At 41.0% G+C, this 16,058-nt stretch carries 16 protein-coding genes; 11 read left to right on the plus strand and 5 right to left on the minus strand.

Annotated features, from left to right (window positions below):
• Nucleotides 1–72: 72 nt before the first annotated feature.
• The 5 genes from N745_RS0110490 to N745_RS0110510 all read left to right on the plus strand — a co-directional run bounded on the left by N745_RS0110490 (nt 73) and on the right by N745_RS0110510 (nt 5,377).
• A complete protein-coding gene (locus N745_RS0110490) occupies nt 73–285 on the plus strand; it encodes a hypothetical protein (protein ID WP_024852081.1) in 213 nt (70 codons plus the stop codon).
• A gap of 156 nt (nt 286–441) precedes the next feature.
• Nucleotides 442–2,874 carry a penicillin-binding protein 1A gene (locus N745_RS0110495; RefSeq protein WP_024852082.1) on the plus strand — a complete coding sequence of 811 codons (2,433 nt, stop codon included), beginning with the start codon at nt 442–444 and terminating at the stop codon, nt 2,872–2,874.
• 14 nt (nt 2,875–2,888) lie between these two features.
• The gene (locus N745_RS0110500; protein WP_024852083.1) at nt 2,889–3,779 is read left to right on the plus strand and encodes a fructosamine kinase family protein; all 891 of its coding nucleotides are present in this window, start codon (nt 2,889–2,891) and stop codon (nt 3,777–3,779) included.
• 164 nt (nt 3,780–3,943) lie between these two features.
• Nucleotides 3,944–4,591, plus strand: a complete 648-nt coding sequence (adk, locus tag N745_RS0110505) for an adenylate kinase (protein WP_024852084.1) — start codon at nt 3,944–3,946, stop codon at nt 4,589–4,591.
• A 177-nt stretch (nt 4,592–4,768) separates the two neighbouring features.
• Nucleotides 4,769–5,377, plus strand: coding sequence for an FMN-dependent NADH-azoreductase (locus N745_RS0110510; protein WP_024852085.1), 609 nt, complete (start codon nt 4,769–4,771; stop codon nt 5,375–5,377).
• Between the two features lie 42 nt (nt 5,378–5,419).
• Here N745_RS0110510 and N745_RS0110515 read toward each other — a convergent pair whose 3' ends face one another.
• A complete protein-coding gene (locus N745_RS0110515; protein ID WP_169729912.1) occupies nt 5,420–6,988 on the minus strand; it encodes a GGDEF domain-containing protein in 1,569 nt (522 codons plus the stop codon).
• Nucleotides 6,989–7,208: 220 nt separating this feature from the next.
• Here N745_RS0110515 and purT point away from each other — a divergent pair, with 220 nt between their 5' ends.
• The 4 genes from purT to rpoH all read left to right on the plus strand — a co-directional run bounded on the left by purT (nt 7,209) and on the right by rpoH (nt 10,891).
• Complete coding sequence (gene purT / locus N745_RS0110525; protein WP_024852087.1) at nt 7,209–8,414, plus strand: formate-dependent phosphoribosylglycinamide formyltransferase; 1,206 nt, start codon at nt 7,209–7,211, stop codon at nt 8,412–8,414.
• Nucleotides 8,415–8,690: 276 nt separating this feature from the next.
• A complete protein-coding gene (locus tag N745_RS0110530; protein WP_024852088.1) occupies nt 8,691–9,125 on the plus strand; it encodes a flagellar export chaperone FliS in 435 nt (144 codons plus the stop codon).
• Nucleotides 9,126–9,291: 166 nt separating this feature from the next.
• On the plus strand, nt 9,292–9,852 hold the full coding sequence (locus tag N745_RS0110535; RefSeq protein ID WP_024852089.1) for a cytochrome b: 561 nt from the start codon (nt 9,292–9,294) through the stop codon (nt 9,850–9,852).
• A gap of 184 nt (nt 9,853–10,036) precedes the next feature.
• Nucleotides 10,037–10,891, plus strand: coding sequence for an RNA polymerase sigma factor RpoH (gene rpoH, locus N745_RS0110540; protein ID WP_024852090.1), 855 nt, complete (start codon nt 10,037–10,039; stop codon nt 10,889–10,891).
• 75 nt (nt 10,892–10,966) lie between these two features.
• On the opposite strand, the gene N745_RS0110545 is transcribed toward rpoH, so the two are convergent.
• The 4 genes from N745_RS0110545 to aroK are packed head-to-tail and all read right to left on the minus strand — an operon-like array spanning nt 10,967 to nt 13,913.
• On the minus strand, nt 10,967–11,284 hold the full coding sequence (locus tag N745_RS0110545) for a hypothetical protein (RefSeq protein ID WP_024852091.1): 318 nt from the start codon (nt 11,282–11,284) through the stop codon (nt 10,967–10,969).
• Between the two features lie 30 nt (nt 11,285–11,314).
• Nucleotides 11,315–12,220 (minus strand): D-hexose-6-phosphate mutarotase, encoded by a 906-nt coding sequence (locus tag N745_RS0110550; RefSeq protein ID WP_024852092.1) that lies wholly within the window; start codon nt 12,218–12,220, stop codon nt 11,315–11,317.
• Between the two features lie 33 nt (nt 12,221–12,253).
• Nucleotides 12,254–13,336, minus strand: coding sequence for a 3-dehydroquinate synthase (gene aroB, locus N745_RS0110555; RefSeq protein WP_024852093.1), 1,083 nt, complete (start codon nt 13,334–13,336; stop codon nt 12,254–12,256).
• Between the two features lie 52 nt (nt 13,337–13,388).
• A complete protein-coding gene (gene aroK, locus N745_RS0110560) occupies nt 13,389–13,913 on the minus strand; it encodes a shikimate kinase AroK (RefSeq protein ID WP_024852094.1) in 525 nt (174 codons plus the stop codon).
• A 287-nt stretch (nt 13,914–14,200) separates the two neighbouring features.
• Between aroK and gmk the strand changes: the two genes are divergently transcribed.
• Both gmk and N745_RS0110570 read left to right on the plus strand, forming a co-directional pair.
• Nucleotides 14,201–14,827 (plus strand): guanylate kinase, encoded by a 627-nt coding sequence (gmk, locus tag N745_RS0110565; protein ID WP_024852095.1) that lies wholly within the window; start codon nt 14,201–14,203, stop codon nt 14,825–14,827.
• An 18-nt stretch (nt 14,828–14,845) separates the two neighbouring features.
• The gene (locus tag N745_RS0110570; protein ID WP_024852096.1) at nt 14,846–16,036 is read left to right on the plus strand and encodes a DegT/DnrJ/EryC1/StrS family aminotransferase; all 1,191 of its coding nucleotides are present in this window, start codon (nt 14,846–14,848) and stop codon (nt 16,034–16,036) included.
• The last annotated feature ends 22 nt before the right edge of the window (nt 16,037–16,058 follow it).

Raw genomic sequence — 16,058 nt, forward strand, 5'->3', positions numbered from 1 at the left:
TTGAATTTTTGAGCTTAGGACAGTATAGTTCGAGGTGTTGTCATGGACTTACAACTATCTGAGGAAAAGCAAATGAACAATTTTATTAAAATGCTTGGCGTTTTAGCTATTACAGTTATTATTCCATTGCTAGTACTGTTAGGGATTTGGGGTGGTATCCTTCCTCAGTCACTACAGGTTGATATTGGTATGTTCGGCGTAATTGCTGCAATCGTCATTATCGTAGGTGGTAACCTATACTTGATGTACGATGACATCAAATCTGGACGTTATTCTAAAAAATAAACAACGTCTTGAGAGAGCATTCTAGAAAAACCCGACCTAAGTCGGGTTTTTTTATGGCTTTTTTACAGTTTTGTCATCTTTTCTCGCTTTTTAGCTAGATTTTTATCACGTATAATGAACTTCTTTTAGCCTAATAAAGTTTTATTATTGCTCCCTATGTCTGATGAACTGCGCAACGACGATTACTACGATCGCCAAGCACCCGAACAAGAAACGCCACCGCCTGAGAAAAAAAAGCGTGGTTTCTTCAAAAGATTTTTCTGGTTTAGCTTCTTTTCTGGTTCTGCCGCTTTCTTAGCAGGTGCAATTTATTACACTATAACCATTTATCCAACCCTTCCAGATGCGTCTTCCTTGAAAGATGTCTCTTACCAGGTGCCGTTAAAAATTCTGACCTCAGATGGCAAACTGATTAGTGAGATTGGCACCAAGAAACGTATCCCACTGGATTACACTCAAATCCCAGAGCGCATGACACAAGCCATCGTTTCTGCTGAAGATGAAGATTTCTTTAAGCATGGCGGCGTAGATTTTAAAGGGCTTGCTCGTGCCGTTTATGAGTTGGTAACAACAGGACATAAAAAATCTGGTGGTTCCACCATCACAATGCAGGTGGCAAGAAACTTTTTCCTAACAAAGAAAAAGACTTACTTGCGAAAACTGAATGAAATCATTCTGTCTTACAAAATTGAGCACCAAATCAGTAAAGAAGAAATACTTGCTCTCTACCTAAACAAAATCTTCCTGGGTTATCGCTCTTATGGAGTTGCTGCTGCTGCACAAACCTACTATGGGAAAGACATTAAAAATCTATCTTTAGATGAATATGCCATGATTGCCGGGCTACCAAAAGCCCCTTCTCGTTATAACCCAATTTACAATCCGGAAAGAGCTAAGCTGCGTCGTAACTATGTACTCAAACGCATGTACAAAAACCACTACATCACTGAGCAAGAAATGGAACAAGCTATTGAAGTGCCAGTTCATGCCAAACTGACTGGTTCTCGTATTGATGTTGAAGCGGGTTATGTAGCCGAAATGGCTCGTGACTTTGCTATTGAACATTTCGGTGACGATGCTTTAAAAAATGGCCTGACCATTACCACCACGCTTTCCAGCCACCTACAAGATGTGGCTAACAAATCGGTGAGAGATGGCTTACAAGATTACGAAAGACGACATGGTTATCGAGGCGCTATCACGCATTTTGCACCAACAATCATGATAGATAAAGCGCAGTTATTATCCAAACTCAATGACTTGAAAACTTTTGCTTCTTTGGATGTAGGCGCTGTCACCGCAACTACTGACGATGATGCAACCGTACTTCTAGAAGATGGTTCTGAAACTCACTTATCACTTGATAGCATTAAATGGGCTAAGCCTTATATCAATGTGAATAAAACAGGCGATACACCAGAAAAAATAACGGATGTACTCACCGTAGGGGATGCCATTTATTTGCAATTAACTGATAACGGTTGGGAACTAGCACAAAACCCAAAAACCGAAGCAGCCTTAATTTCGATTGATCCAGATAATGGCAGTATCAAAGCATTGGTTGGCGGTTATGATTTCTTCCGCAGCAAGTTTAACCGAGCAATCCAAGCTCGCCGACAGGTCGGTTCAAATATCAAACCTTTCCTATACTCTAGCGCGTTAGAAGATAACATGACTGCTGCATCGATTATTAATGATGCCCCAGTCGTTTTCCATGATGCTTCGCTAGAAGATGTGTGGCGCCCGGAAAACTACTCTGGCCGTTTTTATGGTCCAACTCGATTAAGAGTTGCTTTGATGCACTCAAGAAACTTGGTTTCTATCCGCTTACTACAGCATGTCGGTATTTCATACGCCATTAAGTACATCGAACGTTTTGGCTTTCCGAAAGAGCAACTTAATTTGCATCGAGACCTATCTTTGGCACTTGGTTCAGTACAATTTACGCCAGAAGAAGTCGTTCGAGGCTACGCAACGTTTGCCAATGGTGGTTATCTCATCAAACCTTTCTTGATCGACAAGGTACAAAATTTCGATGGCAATGTCATTTACCAAGCTAACCCGAAAAAAGCCTGTAGCGTACAGTGCACACCTGATGACCCAACAACTGCACCTGAAATCATCACCCCACAAAACGCTTACATCATGACAACCATGATGCAAGATGTTATCAACCACGGTACTGCCCGAGCTGCTCGCGTATTGAACCGAAAAGACATCGCAGGTAAAACAGGTACCACCAATGACCAAAAAGATGCCTGGTTCTCTGGTTTTAACCCCCATATCGCAACAAGTGTTTGGGTTGGTTTTGATCAACCAAGTACGCTGGGGCGTAACGAATTTGCTGGACGTGCAGCCTTGCCTATTTGGATTGATTTCATGCGACAGGCACTCAAGCCTTACCCAAATGTACCTTTCGCTATCCCAGATGGGTTGGTCAATGTGCCTATCGATAAAACAACTGGGAATGCCGTACCAGCGGATACGCCCGGCGCTTTCTTTGAAGTATTCCGTGAAGGGCACGCACCAAAAGTACCGAATGTTTCCGAAAAAAATATAGAAGAGATGACACAAAAGCTCTTTCAATAGCCAAAGGTGAAATCATGGATTGGTCTGCGCTTTCTAAAACTTTAAGTACCGAACATGGACTAGACCTTAAAATTGAAAGTGCGTCACCTGTTGGCGGCGGTGATATTCACCAAGCCTTTCATCTTAAAACACTCGATGATTCTTACTTCTTAAAAGTGAATCGTACTGAAGCGTTACCTCTATTTCAAACCGAAGCACACAGCCTTGAAACATTACTCGCAACAGGTGTTGTTGAAGCTCCAAAACCTTTGGCTTACGGCAGAGTCGAAGACAAATCTTTCCTATTAATGACTTATTTGCAAATGGGATTTCAAGGAGACGATGAACAACGCGGCAAAGATCTTGCGCTCATTCACCATCAAATTCAGCAAAACAAACAATTCGGTTGGTTTGAAGATAACTATATCGGTCATACCCTACAACAAAATACTTGGCATACCGACTGGATTGAATTTTATCGAGATGCCCGCCTGTTACCGCAACTTGAACTTGCTGCAACTCAAGGAGCAAGTTCTGACTTAATAAATTCCGGCTCGCAATTGGCAGAAGAGCTGCCTAAATTCTTTCAAGACTATCAACCTGAAGCATCATTATTACATGGCGACCTCTGGGGTGGAAACAGCAGCTTCCTTGCAACCGGAGAAGCCGTATTTTTTGATCCTGCTAGCTATTATGGCGATAGAGAAACTGACTTGGCGATGACTGAACTCTTTGGCGGTTTTTCTAAAGCGTTTTACGATGGATACAATGAAATTTTCCCTATCAACAAAGGCTATGCAATGCGCAGGCCTCTGTATCAGCTGTATCATCAACTTAATCACTTCAATCTGTTTGGCGGTCATTACCAACAACAATCGTTACATACCATAGAATCTTTACTCAAAACCCAGCCTGGCAGTTTTTAATCACCTAGATTAGACAGCAACAATTGGGTGGCAAAACACACTATGGTAAAATAGCCCAACTTTTTGACCAATCCAAACTAAACGCCTTCCTCAAAAGCCGAAATTGATTGGTCATACACCCAAATTATTTTGCTAAAACACGCTAAAAAATATTAGGAACATACATGAAATTCATTCTTCTAGGCGCGCCTGGCGCAGGTAAAGGTACTCAAGCTCAGTTCTTAACCAAACAATTTAATATCCCACAAATTTCAACTGGCGACATGCTTCGCGGAGCAATTAAAGCAGGTACGGAACTTGGTAACCTAGCTAAGTCATTTATGGATGCAGGTAAATTGGTTACTGACGAAATCATTATCGGCTTAGTTAAAGAACGTATTCAAGAAGCGGACTGTGCAAATGGCTTTTTGCTAGATGGCTTTCCTCGTACAGTTCCACAAGCTGATGCCTTAAAAGCTGCTGGTGTGGCAATTGACGCTGTGATTGAAATTGATGTACCAGATTCAGAAATTGTTAATCGCATGGCAGGTCGTCGTGTTCACCCGGGTTCAGGTAGAACTTATCATATCGTCTACAATCCACCAAAAGCGGAAGGAAAAGATGATGAAACGGGTGAAGACTTGATTCAACGTGATGATGATCAGGAAAATGTAGTGTTGGATCGTTTAAAAGTGTATCACGACCAAACAGCGCCTTTGGTCAACTACTACCAAGCTGAAGCAGCTGCTAACAGTGCTATCAAATACATTAAAGTTGATGGAACACAATCTATTGATACGGTTGAAAAAGAGATTCTGACTGAATTGAACTAACGTTTTAAAACGTCAGTCAAAAAGGCCTCAACATGAGGCCTTTTTTGTTTTTAGAACAACCCATTAGCTGTCTATTGTTGCAAATTTTGCAACAGTATTTTCTAGATTCACTTATTTTTTGTTACCAATTTTCTCTTTAGAATAAGGCTCCAACGTTAATACATTTCAAGGAATCTTATGTCAACATTACTTAGAATTGATAGCAGCGCCTTAACCCAAGGCTCTAACTCAAAACACTTAGCTGAACAGTATCAAAAACAATGGCTAGCTACCCATCCGCAAGGAAATATCATCCACAGAGATTTGGCGATGCAGCCGCCTGAACACTTATCTGAAGCTATGATTGGTGCAATGTACACACCTGCTGAAAGCCGTTCTGTTGAACAACAAGCGGCTTTATCTGATTCTGACCTATTCCTGAATGAAGTTAAACTGGCAGACACTTTACTGATCAGTATGCCTATGTACAACTTCGGCATACCCTCTTCATTAAAGGCGTACTTGGATCACATTATTCGTGTAGGAGAATCTTTTACTTATACGGAAGACGGCCCTAAAGGGCTACTGAAAAACAAAAACGCTGTGATTATTTTGACATCTGGTGGAAATTATACGGAGTCACCATACAAGCAATTTGATCATGTAACGCCTTACTTGAAAACGGCTTTAGGCTTTATTGGTCTTGAAGATATAAAAGTGGTGATTGCGCCAAATATGGCAAAAGAGGAAACGGCAAGACAACAAGCGTTAAACAATGCTGAGGAGGATTTACTTAGCGCGGTATAAACCTATGCGTAATGCGAATAGTCATTAAATAAGACATTGCGCTCAACTGATAAGCGTTTTGAAACTTTCTGTTTCAATCATTTCTGACCAATAAACGCCTTGCCCATAAGCGCAACCCCATTGTTTTAAACTTTGGGCTTGCTGCTCAGAATGAACGCCACTGGCAATCATACAAGCATCCAAACTTTGTACCATTTGAATAATGGCTTTCACCCATTGCTTTCCTTGTTCAGACTGCATCTGTTGATCCAACCAAACTGGGTCAAAACGAAACTCTTGAATAGACAACCCTGTTAAGAAATTCAAATCAAGAGGCTGAGGACCCACATCTGCTAGCGTTAATTGATAGCCTGCAGCTGTCAACTCTTGCAACAAAGGTTGCATCGTTAAACCTTCTTGCTGCAATCCTTTTAATGAAAAAGACAGCTGCAATTGATTTTTAGGTATGTCATAACGCGCAACCGTCTGTTCAAGCTTATTAAGAAGAGAGGCATTCCATAAAGGTTTCATAATAGGTAATGTCACAACAAATTCTGGATCAAGCACTTGCCAATCTTTTAGATAATGACAAGCCGTGTCCAACAACCAATCTGCCGCCGACTCTGCCCAAGGCATTTGTTCAAGTTGATCAGCCCACTCAATCGCTGAAAAACTTTCAAAAAATGAATTCTGCCATGCAATGGACAAACAGCCACCGACAATGCGATTTTCTTTCAGATCAATTTGAGGCTGAACGCAGCTAATCAATTCATTGTTGTGCACAGCCATTTCCAAAGCTTCTCGAATATCTGATTCCCTTTGCTCTGCTAAAAAGTCTGGTGATGTTTCAGCATCTTCATAAAAACGAAACCGTTTTTTACCTAATTTTTTAGCGACATATAGAGCTTTATCAGCATTCTCTGACAACTCGGAAGTGATTCGGCCGTCATGAGGAAAACGACTGACACCGATGCTAGTAGAAATTTGGACTTCATGACCATCAAAATAATACAGGCGGGAAATCTCATTAATCATACGCTTACAGATGCTTTCGATGATTTCTCTGCTATCTTCAGAGTCCGTTAATAAAGCTACAAATTCATCGCCCCCCAAACGAGCCACGACGTCATTTTCACGTAAAGAGGAGACCAAACGAGCCGCTGCAAGTCGAAGGAGTTCATCACCAACATGATGACCCAGAGTATCATTCACCTTTTTAAAACCATCGAGGTCCAAGAATAACAGAGTGAAGCTGGTTTCCGTTTCTGTCGCACGTTGCACCATCTGCTCCATAATGTCATGAAAATAACCACGATTTGGTAAATGCGTTAATGCATCAAAATGCGCTTTGCGATAAAGGTCTTCTGTTCGTGCTTTCACTTCTGCCTCAATCAGATTTTCAACATCTTGCTGACGCCCAGAAAATTTATAACGCAAGTCAGACAATAGGTGTTTAACATTCCCCATCTCCAATTTTGCTTGCAGTGAATCTTGATCATCTCGACCCAAACGACTCAACTGATCATGAGCCAAGCGACTTTCTTTTGTCAACCTTTCAAGAGATGCGTCGTTCAACTCGCTTGCATCGATTAAGGACACATCAGAAAAAGGAGTCATGTCATCTTGTACCATGTTAATTTCCCAAACTTCATATTTATAATTCTTTCGTCTAAAGCTGTTGACCAATACCTTTGTCATCCCGCTTTGACTATAATGGCTTCATTCGCCTGACTCAGAGTTTTATCATACCTTTATCCCGCAGCCTTATCTATTGATAAGAAAAGCAATATCTAAAACATCTGTAGTCAATTCTTTAACAGAATTTAATTTAATCAAAAGCAAAGGAAATGCCATGTTTCAGGATTCCGATAATCACGAAGTCACTATCGGCACTAAATTTTCGCCTACTGCTACCAAAATAATGCTGTGTGGTGCAGGAGAATTAGGTAAAGAAGTTGCAATAGAAGCACAGCGTTTTGGTATCGAAGTTATTGCGCTTGATCGCTATGAAAATGCACCCGCCATGCAGGTTGCTGATAAAAGCTACACCCTCAGTATGCTAGATGGTGATGCTTTAAAAGAAATCATTCTTAAAGAAAAACCTGACTTTATCGTCCCGGAAATTGAAGCCATTGCCACGGATACCTTGGCAGAACTTGAACAGCAAGGTTTTCATATTGTACCAACTGCTAAGGCAACACAATTGACGATGAATCGTGAAGGTATTCGTCGACTTGCCGCAGAAACACTGGAACTCAAAACCTCTCCCTACGCTTTTGCAGACAATAAAGAAGACTTTGTACAAGCGGTAAAAACGATTGGGATTCCTTGCGTGGTAAAACCAATTATGAGCTCTTCCGGTAAAGGACAAAGTGTCATCAAAAGCGCTGACGATATTAATCATGCTTGGGATTATGCTCAAGAAGGCGGTCGTGCTGGCAAAGGTAAGGTTATTGTCGAAGGCTTTGTCGACTTTGATTATGAGATTACATTACTTACTGTACGCCACATTGACGGCACAAGCTTCTGCGAACCAATTGGGCATATACAAGAAGATGGGGATTATCGTCAATCCTGGCAACCGCATCCTATGACACCTAAAGCCCTAGATAATGCGCAACATATTGCAAAAAACATTACCGACGCCTTAGGCGGCCGTGGACTATTTGGCGTAGAACTCTTTATTAAAGGTGATGATGTCATCTTTAGTGAAGTATCTCCCCGCCCGCATGACACTGGTCTGGTCACCTTAATCTCTCAAGACTTATCTGAGTTTGCACTCCATGTCCGCGCCATACTTGGTCTACCGATTCCAAACATTGTTCAACATGGACCTTCGGCTTCAAGCGTGATTTTACCTACAGGCAATTCAACCCAAACCGCATTTGGAAACTTGCAGCAAGCCCTCTTGCAGCCAAATACTCAAATTAAACTATTTGGGAAACCTGAAATTGCGGGTAGACGACGCATGGGCGTTGCTCTGGCTAGAGGTGAAACCATCGAAGATGCTTTAGAAAAAGCAAAACAAGCTGCCCAAGCGGTAACCATCACCTTCTAATCCCCTAATACCCAGCCTGGCAGATTTTTGACTAAAAATGACCAAGCTGGGGTTAATCACCAAAAAACACTCCGTCAAATTTCTGACGAACAGCAAGACTTGCCAGTTTTTTATCGTCAATTTTCCGCTTTACGGCAATTTTTTCCCATACTTAAAACCCTGTAAAAACATTGTGTTACCTGTGTTTCAGGCATTTTCGATCATTTTGGCACACTCAGTGCTATTCGACAGGTAAAGAAAAACTTTAAAAAATATTTACCACAAAGGGAAATAGCCATGACAACTAATTTAAATATGACAGCTGAAACTAAAGCTCCTTTGATTACCGACTACCAACGTGATGAACAAGCTGAAAAACACTTGGCAGAAAACCCAAGAAAAACCGTTTTACTACTTCTTCAAGGCGTTGTTGATAAAGGAAACTTGGCAAAAGTTTGCCACCAGTCCAGTGCTTTAGTTGAAAAAGGATTTCATCTAGGTCGAATGACTACGATTCTTGACGCGCTTCGTGACCGTCTAAGCATGACTGAACATACACCAATTGCATATGATTTAGAAGAACTATATCATTATGCTGACAAAGCTATTCAAGAAGCTGTTTTTGAGAAAGATACTTTCTACTTAGACAGCGCGATCGAAATTCTTACTGAGCTACGAGATGCTTGGTTAGAAATGATGCATCAAACAGGTGAGCTAGGTGATCACGCTTAATTCTCCTTAGCTTATCTGATGCAACCAAGTTTGGCTTTCTTTCCTTTCAAATTCGAAAGCTTTACTTACTCCCAAGGCCAGTTACTTTAACTGGTCTTTTTTTTCATTCTCATTTAAGCTTAATCCGTTAGAATTAAATTTCAAATTCCTTACAAATGGAAAAATCATGAGCTTAAAAAATACAGAACACTCTTTCGGTTTAGTTTCACGTGCTAATCATTGGATATCCGCTTTTGCCTTTATTCTTGCAATACTTACCGCCTTTATCGCTGAAGAATTTATGGCTAAAGGTGAAGCTAGAAGCAATGTATTTCAATTACATTTCTCTCTGGGAATCAGCTTATTTTTACTGATGATTCTTGGAATGATTTGGCTGAAAATTTCACCAAACCCTGCTGATATTGGTGAAAACCGCCTTGAAATCGTTCTCAGCCATATTGTAAAAGGCTTTTTATACCTATCCTTAATTGTGATGCCTATTTCCGGTTATATGATGGTCAGCGCAGGCGGGCATGATATTGGGTTCTTCAATCTATTTACGCTGCCAAATTTGGTTGGCGAAAACCCTGACATCAAAGCTATTGTCAAACCTTTACATGTTTACTCAGGATTCTTTATTACTTTTATACTGATGGTACATATCGCTGGTGCCTTAAAACACCATTTGGTTTACAAAGATAATGTTCTAAACCGCATGCTGGGACGAACACCTTCTCAGCCAGAATAACGCCAAATAAAAACCTAGAAATGCATTTAGATAAGTTTAATAAGCTTTTGTTTTTCTAAAGTATTTATAAACTCTGTCGATATCATGAAGATCATAAGAAATAATTAGCACTCTATTGACTTGAGTGCTAATTTCTGTATATTAGTACCTAATGAAAAAGATGAATCAACAGGAGCAGGATTGTATGACAAATCAAATGATTCCGTTAAGCGCTAGCCTTACTCCAGGACAAAACATCGAAAACTACTTGGTAACGGTTCGATCTCTGCCGCAATTGAATGCAGAGGAAGAGCATGCGCTTGCTGAAAAACTTTATTATCAAAAAGACCTAGACGCTGCTAGACAACTTATATTGTCTAGTCTTCGTTATGTTGTGCCGGTTGCACGCTCTTATAAAGGTTATGGCTTACCACTTGCTGACTTAGTACAAGAAGGCAATATCGGTTTAATGAAAGCCGTTAAACGCTTTAATCCAGAAGAAAACGTGCGTCTAATGACATTTGCAGTTCATTGGATTCGAGCTGAAATCAACGAATATGTCATTAAAAACTGGCGTATCGTAAAAACAGCAACAACTAAAGCACAACGCAAACTTTTCTTTAAGCTAAGAAGCACCAAAAAATCTTTGGAATGGTTTGGCGATAAAGATGCCGATGACGTAGCAACAGCATTAGGTGTAACCAGACGCGACGTGTTAGAAATGGAAACCCGTCTCTATGGTCAGGACTTACCTGTAGATATGAGCCCAGATGACTCGGAAGAATCTGGAAAGTCTTATCCTATTCTAGTTAGCCAAGAACCTGACCCTGAAACACAGTTGGTTAATGAGTCTCAAAGCACTTATGAGCTAAACATGATGACATCAGCACTAGGTAACTTAGATGAACGTAGTCAAGATATTATCCGTAAACGCTGGCTAAATGAAGACAAAATGGGCTTGAAAGAATTGTCGGAAATTTACGGCGTTTCAATGGAACGTATCCGTCAAATTGAACAGCAAGCTTTATTAAAAATGCGTGCAAATATGCAAACTGCATAATACTTAATGTTCAACATAAAAACAAAAAGCCCCGAAACCGGGGCTTTTTTTATAACTACGTTTTCACTTTACTGCTCATTTTAAAACCAACAACAATGTCAAACCCACATCAGCAACCAATGTAAAAATAAAACCTAAACTCAGTAGCAATCCACGATAAACATGGCCTCGCCATTTTAAAACCAAAATAGCCATCAAGTTTGCTAAAACCATCAATGGCAACCCCCACATAAAAGCAATATTAAACTCATACGCGCCTGGCTTTAACGGATTAATATCGAAGACAACCAGCAATGCTGGCAAAAACAACCAAAGCGCAATAATGCCAAATACCATGGACAACATAGACAAAAGGTTGATTACCCATAATGGCTTTATATTTTTATTGGACATTTCATCCCTCCAAACCTAATACCTAGCTTCTTACGAAAGCTTCTCAGCAAAAATAGTCATGCTGATAGCGTGCTTTGATTCACTTGGAACCACAACCGCATTATCCAATACATTACCTGACTCAACACACAACATGGTTTGCCAAGCGTCATCACCCATATCGGAAAAGGCTTTCACGCCTTCTGCTCCAGGATTCCATACGACACTGGATTGACTGTGATTCTTTTCAATCACAATACGGCGGTTCGCTCTCACATCATCAAAAGATACGGGGCTTGTTTGATCTAAATAAACATTGTCCAAAGGTGGATCAATATGCACTGACCCTTGTTGACGAACTGGCACTGCATTGGTTAACTTATCCAGCAGAAGCGCGCTTGCCATCCCTTGAACTTCAACACCAGTCGAATTAGAAACGGCGAAATAAGTATGAAAAGCTTCAGTGAAGCTCAAGTCATAGCCATTGAGGTTATGTGTTGTTAATGTCAAAGACAGCTTTTCACCAATTTCTATACGCAAAGATAAATGAAAATCATGCGGCCAAACCTTTCGCGTAACATCATCGGAATCACAAGTTAGCACCAATTCTGTCGTGCCATTATCATGAGAATGTGCACTATCTAAGTGCCATACACGGTTACGAACAAAACCATGAGCAGGTAGCCCCTCTTCATCAGACTTACCAAACCAAGGCCAACAAATAGGAATACCACCTCGTACAGGCTTTTGCCCATCGTATATCGCCACATCCGACACCCAAAGCAAATCTTGCCCCGCAGAAGCCCCTTGTTTAGGTATAAAACTTAACACGCTAGCACCATGAGGCGTAATAACCGCTGTTGCGAAAGGGTTATCGACTTCGATCATCATAAGACGATCTTTCATCGAAAAACTTACCCCTTCAGCATCAAATTGCTTACTCAGTGCGTCTGTCATGTCATGCCTTTATTGATTCGTTTAACAGTGTTCTCAGCGCCATTCCGTGAGTGTTTGTTCAAGCAAGGTTTGCGAATAATCGCCAGTCACATAAGCCTGACCAATTTCTTTTAGCAAAACCAACCGAATCTTACCTGCATGAACCTTCTTATCACCCGCCATTAGGTCTAGAAAACGTTGATTAGACATTTCTTCAACACTTGGCGGCAAGGTCGGTAAGTTGGCGTGTTTAAAAATCGCTTCAATTCTATCTAGATCACTTTGTGTCAGGTTGCCCATTAACTTCGAGAGATAAACCGCTTGCATCGACCCAGCGCTAACGCCTTCACCATGCAACCATTTGCCATACCCCATCCCTGCTTCAATAGCATGCCCAAAGGTATGACCTAGATTAAACAAAGCACGCATACCAGACTCTTTTTCATCTAGCGCAACGATTTTTGCTTTGTTTTGACATGAGCGCTCAATCGCTTCTGTTAATGCTGCTGAGTCACGACCAATCAAATCATCCATATGCTGTTCAAGCCACTCAAAGAAAGGATAATCCGTAATTAAACCGTACTTAATGACTTCCGCCAAACCTGCCGATAATTCTCTATCTTCAAGAGTGCTCAGGACATCCGTATCAATCACAACACATTCTGGTTGATGAAAGGCACCAATCATATTTTTACCAAAAGGATGATTAACCCCGGTTTTACCACCAACAGAAGAATCCACCTGAGACAACAGCGTGGTTGGAATCTGAATAAAGTTCACGCCTCGTTGATAAGATGCAGCCGCAAACCCCGTCATGTCACCGATAACACCACCACCTAAGGCAACAAAGGTACACTTTCGATCAAATCGATTAGCAATAGCAACATCAAAAATTTTGTTAAGGATTTCAAGATTTTTGTACTCTTCACCATCCGGTAACACCGCAACGCGCACTTCATAATCTGCAAAAGTTTGTTCGACTTGCTCTAAATACAATGGCGCAACAGTCGTGTTAGTCACAATCAATACTTGATTACCCTGTACATAGGGACTAATCAACTCAGGATTGCTAATCAGACTTTGACCGATAAAAATCGGGTAGCTTCTTTCTCCTAAATCGACATGTAATGTTTTCAATATTTTGTCCTCAATTCTTTAACGCTATATGCTGGTACTTAAGATAGGCAAGTTAAACAAGGTGTTCTTCTTCTAGCTTGTCGACGATTTGTTTAACCACACGATGAACTGGCGTCTGCTCAGTTTCTATCACCAAATCCGCCACTTCCATATAGAGTGGATCACGTTTTTTCATTAAGTCTTCCAACACCTGTTCAGGGTTGTCGGTTTGTAACAATGGTCGATTGCGATCATGTTTTGTACGCTGCACCAAAGCATCAACCGATGATTTAAGATAAACAACAAAGCCACGTGAACGTAAGTGCTTACGATTTTCAGGATCTAAAACAGCGCCACCGCCAGTTGCCAATATAGTCTCAGTACGTTGGGTTAACTCATCAATAACACTGGCTTCCCGGGAACGAAATCCTTCTTCACCTTCGATGTCAAAAATCATCGGAATGGTTGCGCCAGTTTTGGCTTCGATTTCATGGTCACTGTCCACAAAATCATAATGCAACTTTTCCGATAAAAAACGTCCTACTGTGGATTTCCCAACCCCCATTGGACCGATTAAAAAAATACTTTCTTTATGCATGCCGCTATTTTAGCCCACTACTATAGGAACAACTTAAAATATTTGCTCCCGAAATTTATAACCTGATTTTTATACCTTTGTTTCACAGCAGACCTTATGCTTTTATCATTGAAATTTCTGCTACTAACAATTTTATAGTTGTATGTTACAGGCTACCTAGTTAATTTTTATTCAAACTCTGTTAAAATGCCAAATCTGCTACAAAGTAAAAATACTATCAAATTACATCAAAAGAATCCCTCTAACTTTAACGGGATACTTAACAACAAAGAGTTAAAACGAAAATCATGACTGGTTCGCTTTACATCATCTCAGCACCATCAGGTGCAGGCAAGTCCTCTCTTGTCAGTAAATTACTAGAACGCGACCAGCACATTCAGGTTTCAGTTTCGACCACAACCCGACAAGCTCGCCCAGGTGAAGAAGATGGGGTGAATTACTTTTTCGTCACGGTTGATGCATTCAAACAAAAAATCGAGCAAAACGACTTTCTGGAATATGCAGAAGTTTTCGACAATTTTTACGGCACCTCCAAATCAATTGTCGAATCGAAACTATCTGAAGGTAAAGACGTTATCTTAGAAATCGACTGGCAAGGTGCTCGCCAAGTAAAATCTCTTTTCCCGAATGCAATTAGCATTTTCATCTTACCGCCAAGTTTATCGGAGCTGAATAAACGTTTAAAAGGAAGAGGAACAGATAGCGAAGAGGTTATCACTTCTCGCATGTCGAAAGCCGTGAGTGAAATGTCGCATTTTGATGAATTTGACTATGTGGTCATTAACAACCACTTTGAAACAGCATTAATGGAATTACACAGTATCTTTTTGGCTAACCGTCTTCGACGCCATATCCAACGCCAAAAACACCAAAACATGATTAACGAATTGCTTGAATCGAGCACCCCCAAATAACTTAGAAGGATTTCTAATATGCCTGGTTTTGAAATTTTTGACGATACCGAAAAACAACAAGTACAAGAAGTAATGGAGAAGGGCTTCACCTTCCGCTATAACTTTGATGGTATGCGAAATGATGTTTGGAAGGCTCGCGAACTCGAAGGCATGATTTGCGACACCTTAAAAGTCAAACACACTCATTTGGTTTCCAGTGGAACCGCTGCACTGTCAACAGCGCTTACAGCAAGTGGCATTGGTGCTGGTGATAAAGTTATCGTACCGCCTTTTACTTTTGTCGCTTCTGTCGAAGCTATCGTACTTGCTGGTGCAGTTCCTATTTTTTCAGAGATTGATAAAACCCTAACCCTTTCTCCTGAAGGTATTTTAGAAACCCTAAAAAAACACCAAGACATTAAAGCCATCAATTTTGTTCATATGTGTGGTTCCATGGGGAAAATGGATGAGATAAAGGCAATCTGCGACCAACATAACATTGTTCTTCTGGAAGATGCTTGTCAGGCAACTGGTGCAACCTATAAGGGACAAGCGCTTGGCACGATTGGTCATGTCGGCACCCTATCTTTTGACTCGGTCAAAACCATCTCCTGTGGAGAAGGCGGGGCGGTACTCACCAACGACACGACCATCTATGATTTTGCACATCAATACTCAGATCATGGTCACGATCACATTGGTATGGATCGCGGTGCAGAAAGCCATCCAATTATGGGAGCTAACTACCGTATCTCAGAAATGAACGCCGCGGTAGGTGTCGCGCAGTGGAAAAAACTTGATCGAATCTTAGACACGCAGCGCCGCAATAAAAAAGCGCTCAAAGATGCCTTAGCCAATTACTCAGAAGTTTCTTTCCGAGTCATTCCAGATGAAGCGGGTGATAATGCAGGATTCTTAAGCATCATACTACCGACTGAGGAACGCACACAAGAAGTGGTAAAAGCACTTGGCGAACAAGGTGTTGCAGGTGTCTTCTATTGGTATGCCAACAATTGGCACTATTTGAAAAACTGGCACCACATCCACCAGATGAAAGGAGCCGCTAAACTGCCTATTGACTTAATTGCTGATCGCCCGGACTATACGCAAATTAGCACCCCCAAGTCGGATGATATTATGAGCCGCACGCTATCCATGTTAATTAATTTATCTTGGTCAGAAGAACAAATTAATGAACGCATTGCGGCATTTGCCAAAGTTTTCCGCTAAACTTTACCCATATTTAATTCAC

It is taken from the genome of Hydrogenovibrio kuenenii DSM 12350 (assembly GCF_000526715.1).
GTDB classification, from domain to species: domain Bacteria; phylum Pseudomonadota; class Gammaproteobacteria; order Thiomicrospirales; family Thiomicrospiraceae; genus Hydrogenovibrio; species Hydrogenovibrio kuenenii.

Coding starts and splice junctions, on each gene's coding strand:
- N745_RS0110490 (WP_024852081.1), top strand. CDS start 73: ATGAACAATTTTATTAAAATGCTTGGCGTTTTAGCTATTACAGTTATT.
- N745_RS0110495 (WP_024852082.1), top strand. CDS start 442: ATGTCTGATGAACTGCGCAACGACGATTACTACGATCGCCAAGCACCC.
- N745_RS0110500 (WP_024852083.1), top strand. CDS start 2,889: ATGGATTGGTCTGCGCTTTCTAAAACTTTAAGTACCGAACATGGACTA.
- adk (WP_024852084.1), top strand. CDS start 3,944: ATGAAATTCATTCTTCTAGGCGCGCCTGGCGCAGGTAAAGGTACTCAA.
- N745_RS0110510 (WP_024852085.1), top strand. CDS start 4,769: ATGTCAACATTACTTAGAATTGATAGCAGCGCCTTAACCCAAGGCTCT.
- N745_RS0110515 (WP_169729912.1), bottom strand. CDS start 6,988: ATGGTACAAGATGACATGACTCCTTTTTCTGATGTGTCCTTAATCGAT.
- purT (WP_024852087.1), top strand. CDS start 7,209: ATGTTTCAGGATTCCGATAATCACGAAGTCACTATCGGCACTAAATTT.
- N745_RS0110530 (WP_024852088.1), top strand. CDS start 8,691: ATGACAACTAATTTAAATATGACAGCTGAAACTAAAGCTCCTTTGATT.
- N745_RS0110535 (WP_024852089.1), top strand. CDS start 9,292: ATGAGCTTAAAAAATACAGAACACTCTTTCGGTTTAGTTTCACGTGCT.
- rpoH (WP_024852090.1), top strand. CDS start 10,037: ATGACAAATCAAATGATTCCGTTAAGCGCTAGCCTTACTCCAGGACAA.
- N745_RS0110545 (WP_024852091.1), bottom strand. CDS start 11,284: ATGTCCAATAAAAATATAAAGCCATTATGGGTAATCAACCTTTTGTCT.
- N745_RS0110550 (WP_024852092.1), bottom strand. CDS start 12,220: ATGACAGACGCACTGAGTAAGCAATTTGATGCTGAAGGGGTAAGTTTT.
- aroK (WP_024852094.1), bottom strand. CDS start 13,913: ATGCATAAAGAAAGTATTTTTTTAATCGGTCCAATGGGGGTTGGGAAA.
- gmk (WP_024852095.1), top strand. CDS start 14,201: ATGACTGGTTCGCTTTACATCATCTCAGCACCATCAGGTGCAGGCAAG.
- N745_RS0110570 (WP_024852096.1), top strand. CDS start 14,846: ATGCCTGGTTTTGAAATTTTTGACGATACCGAAAAACAACAAGTACAA.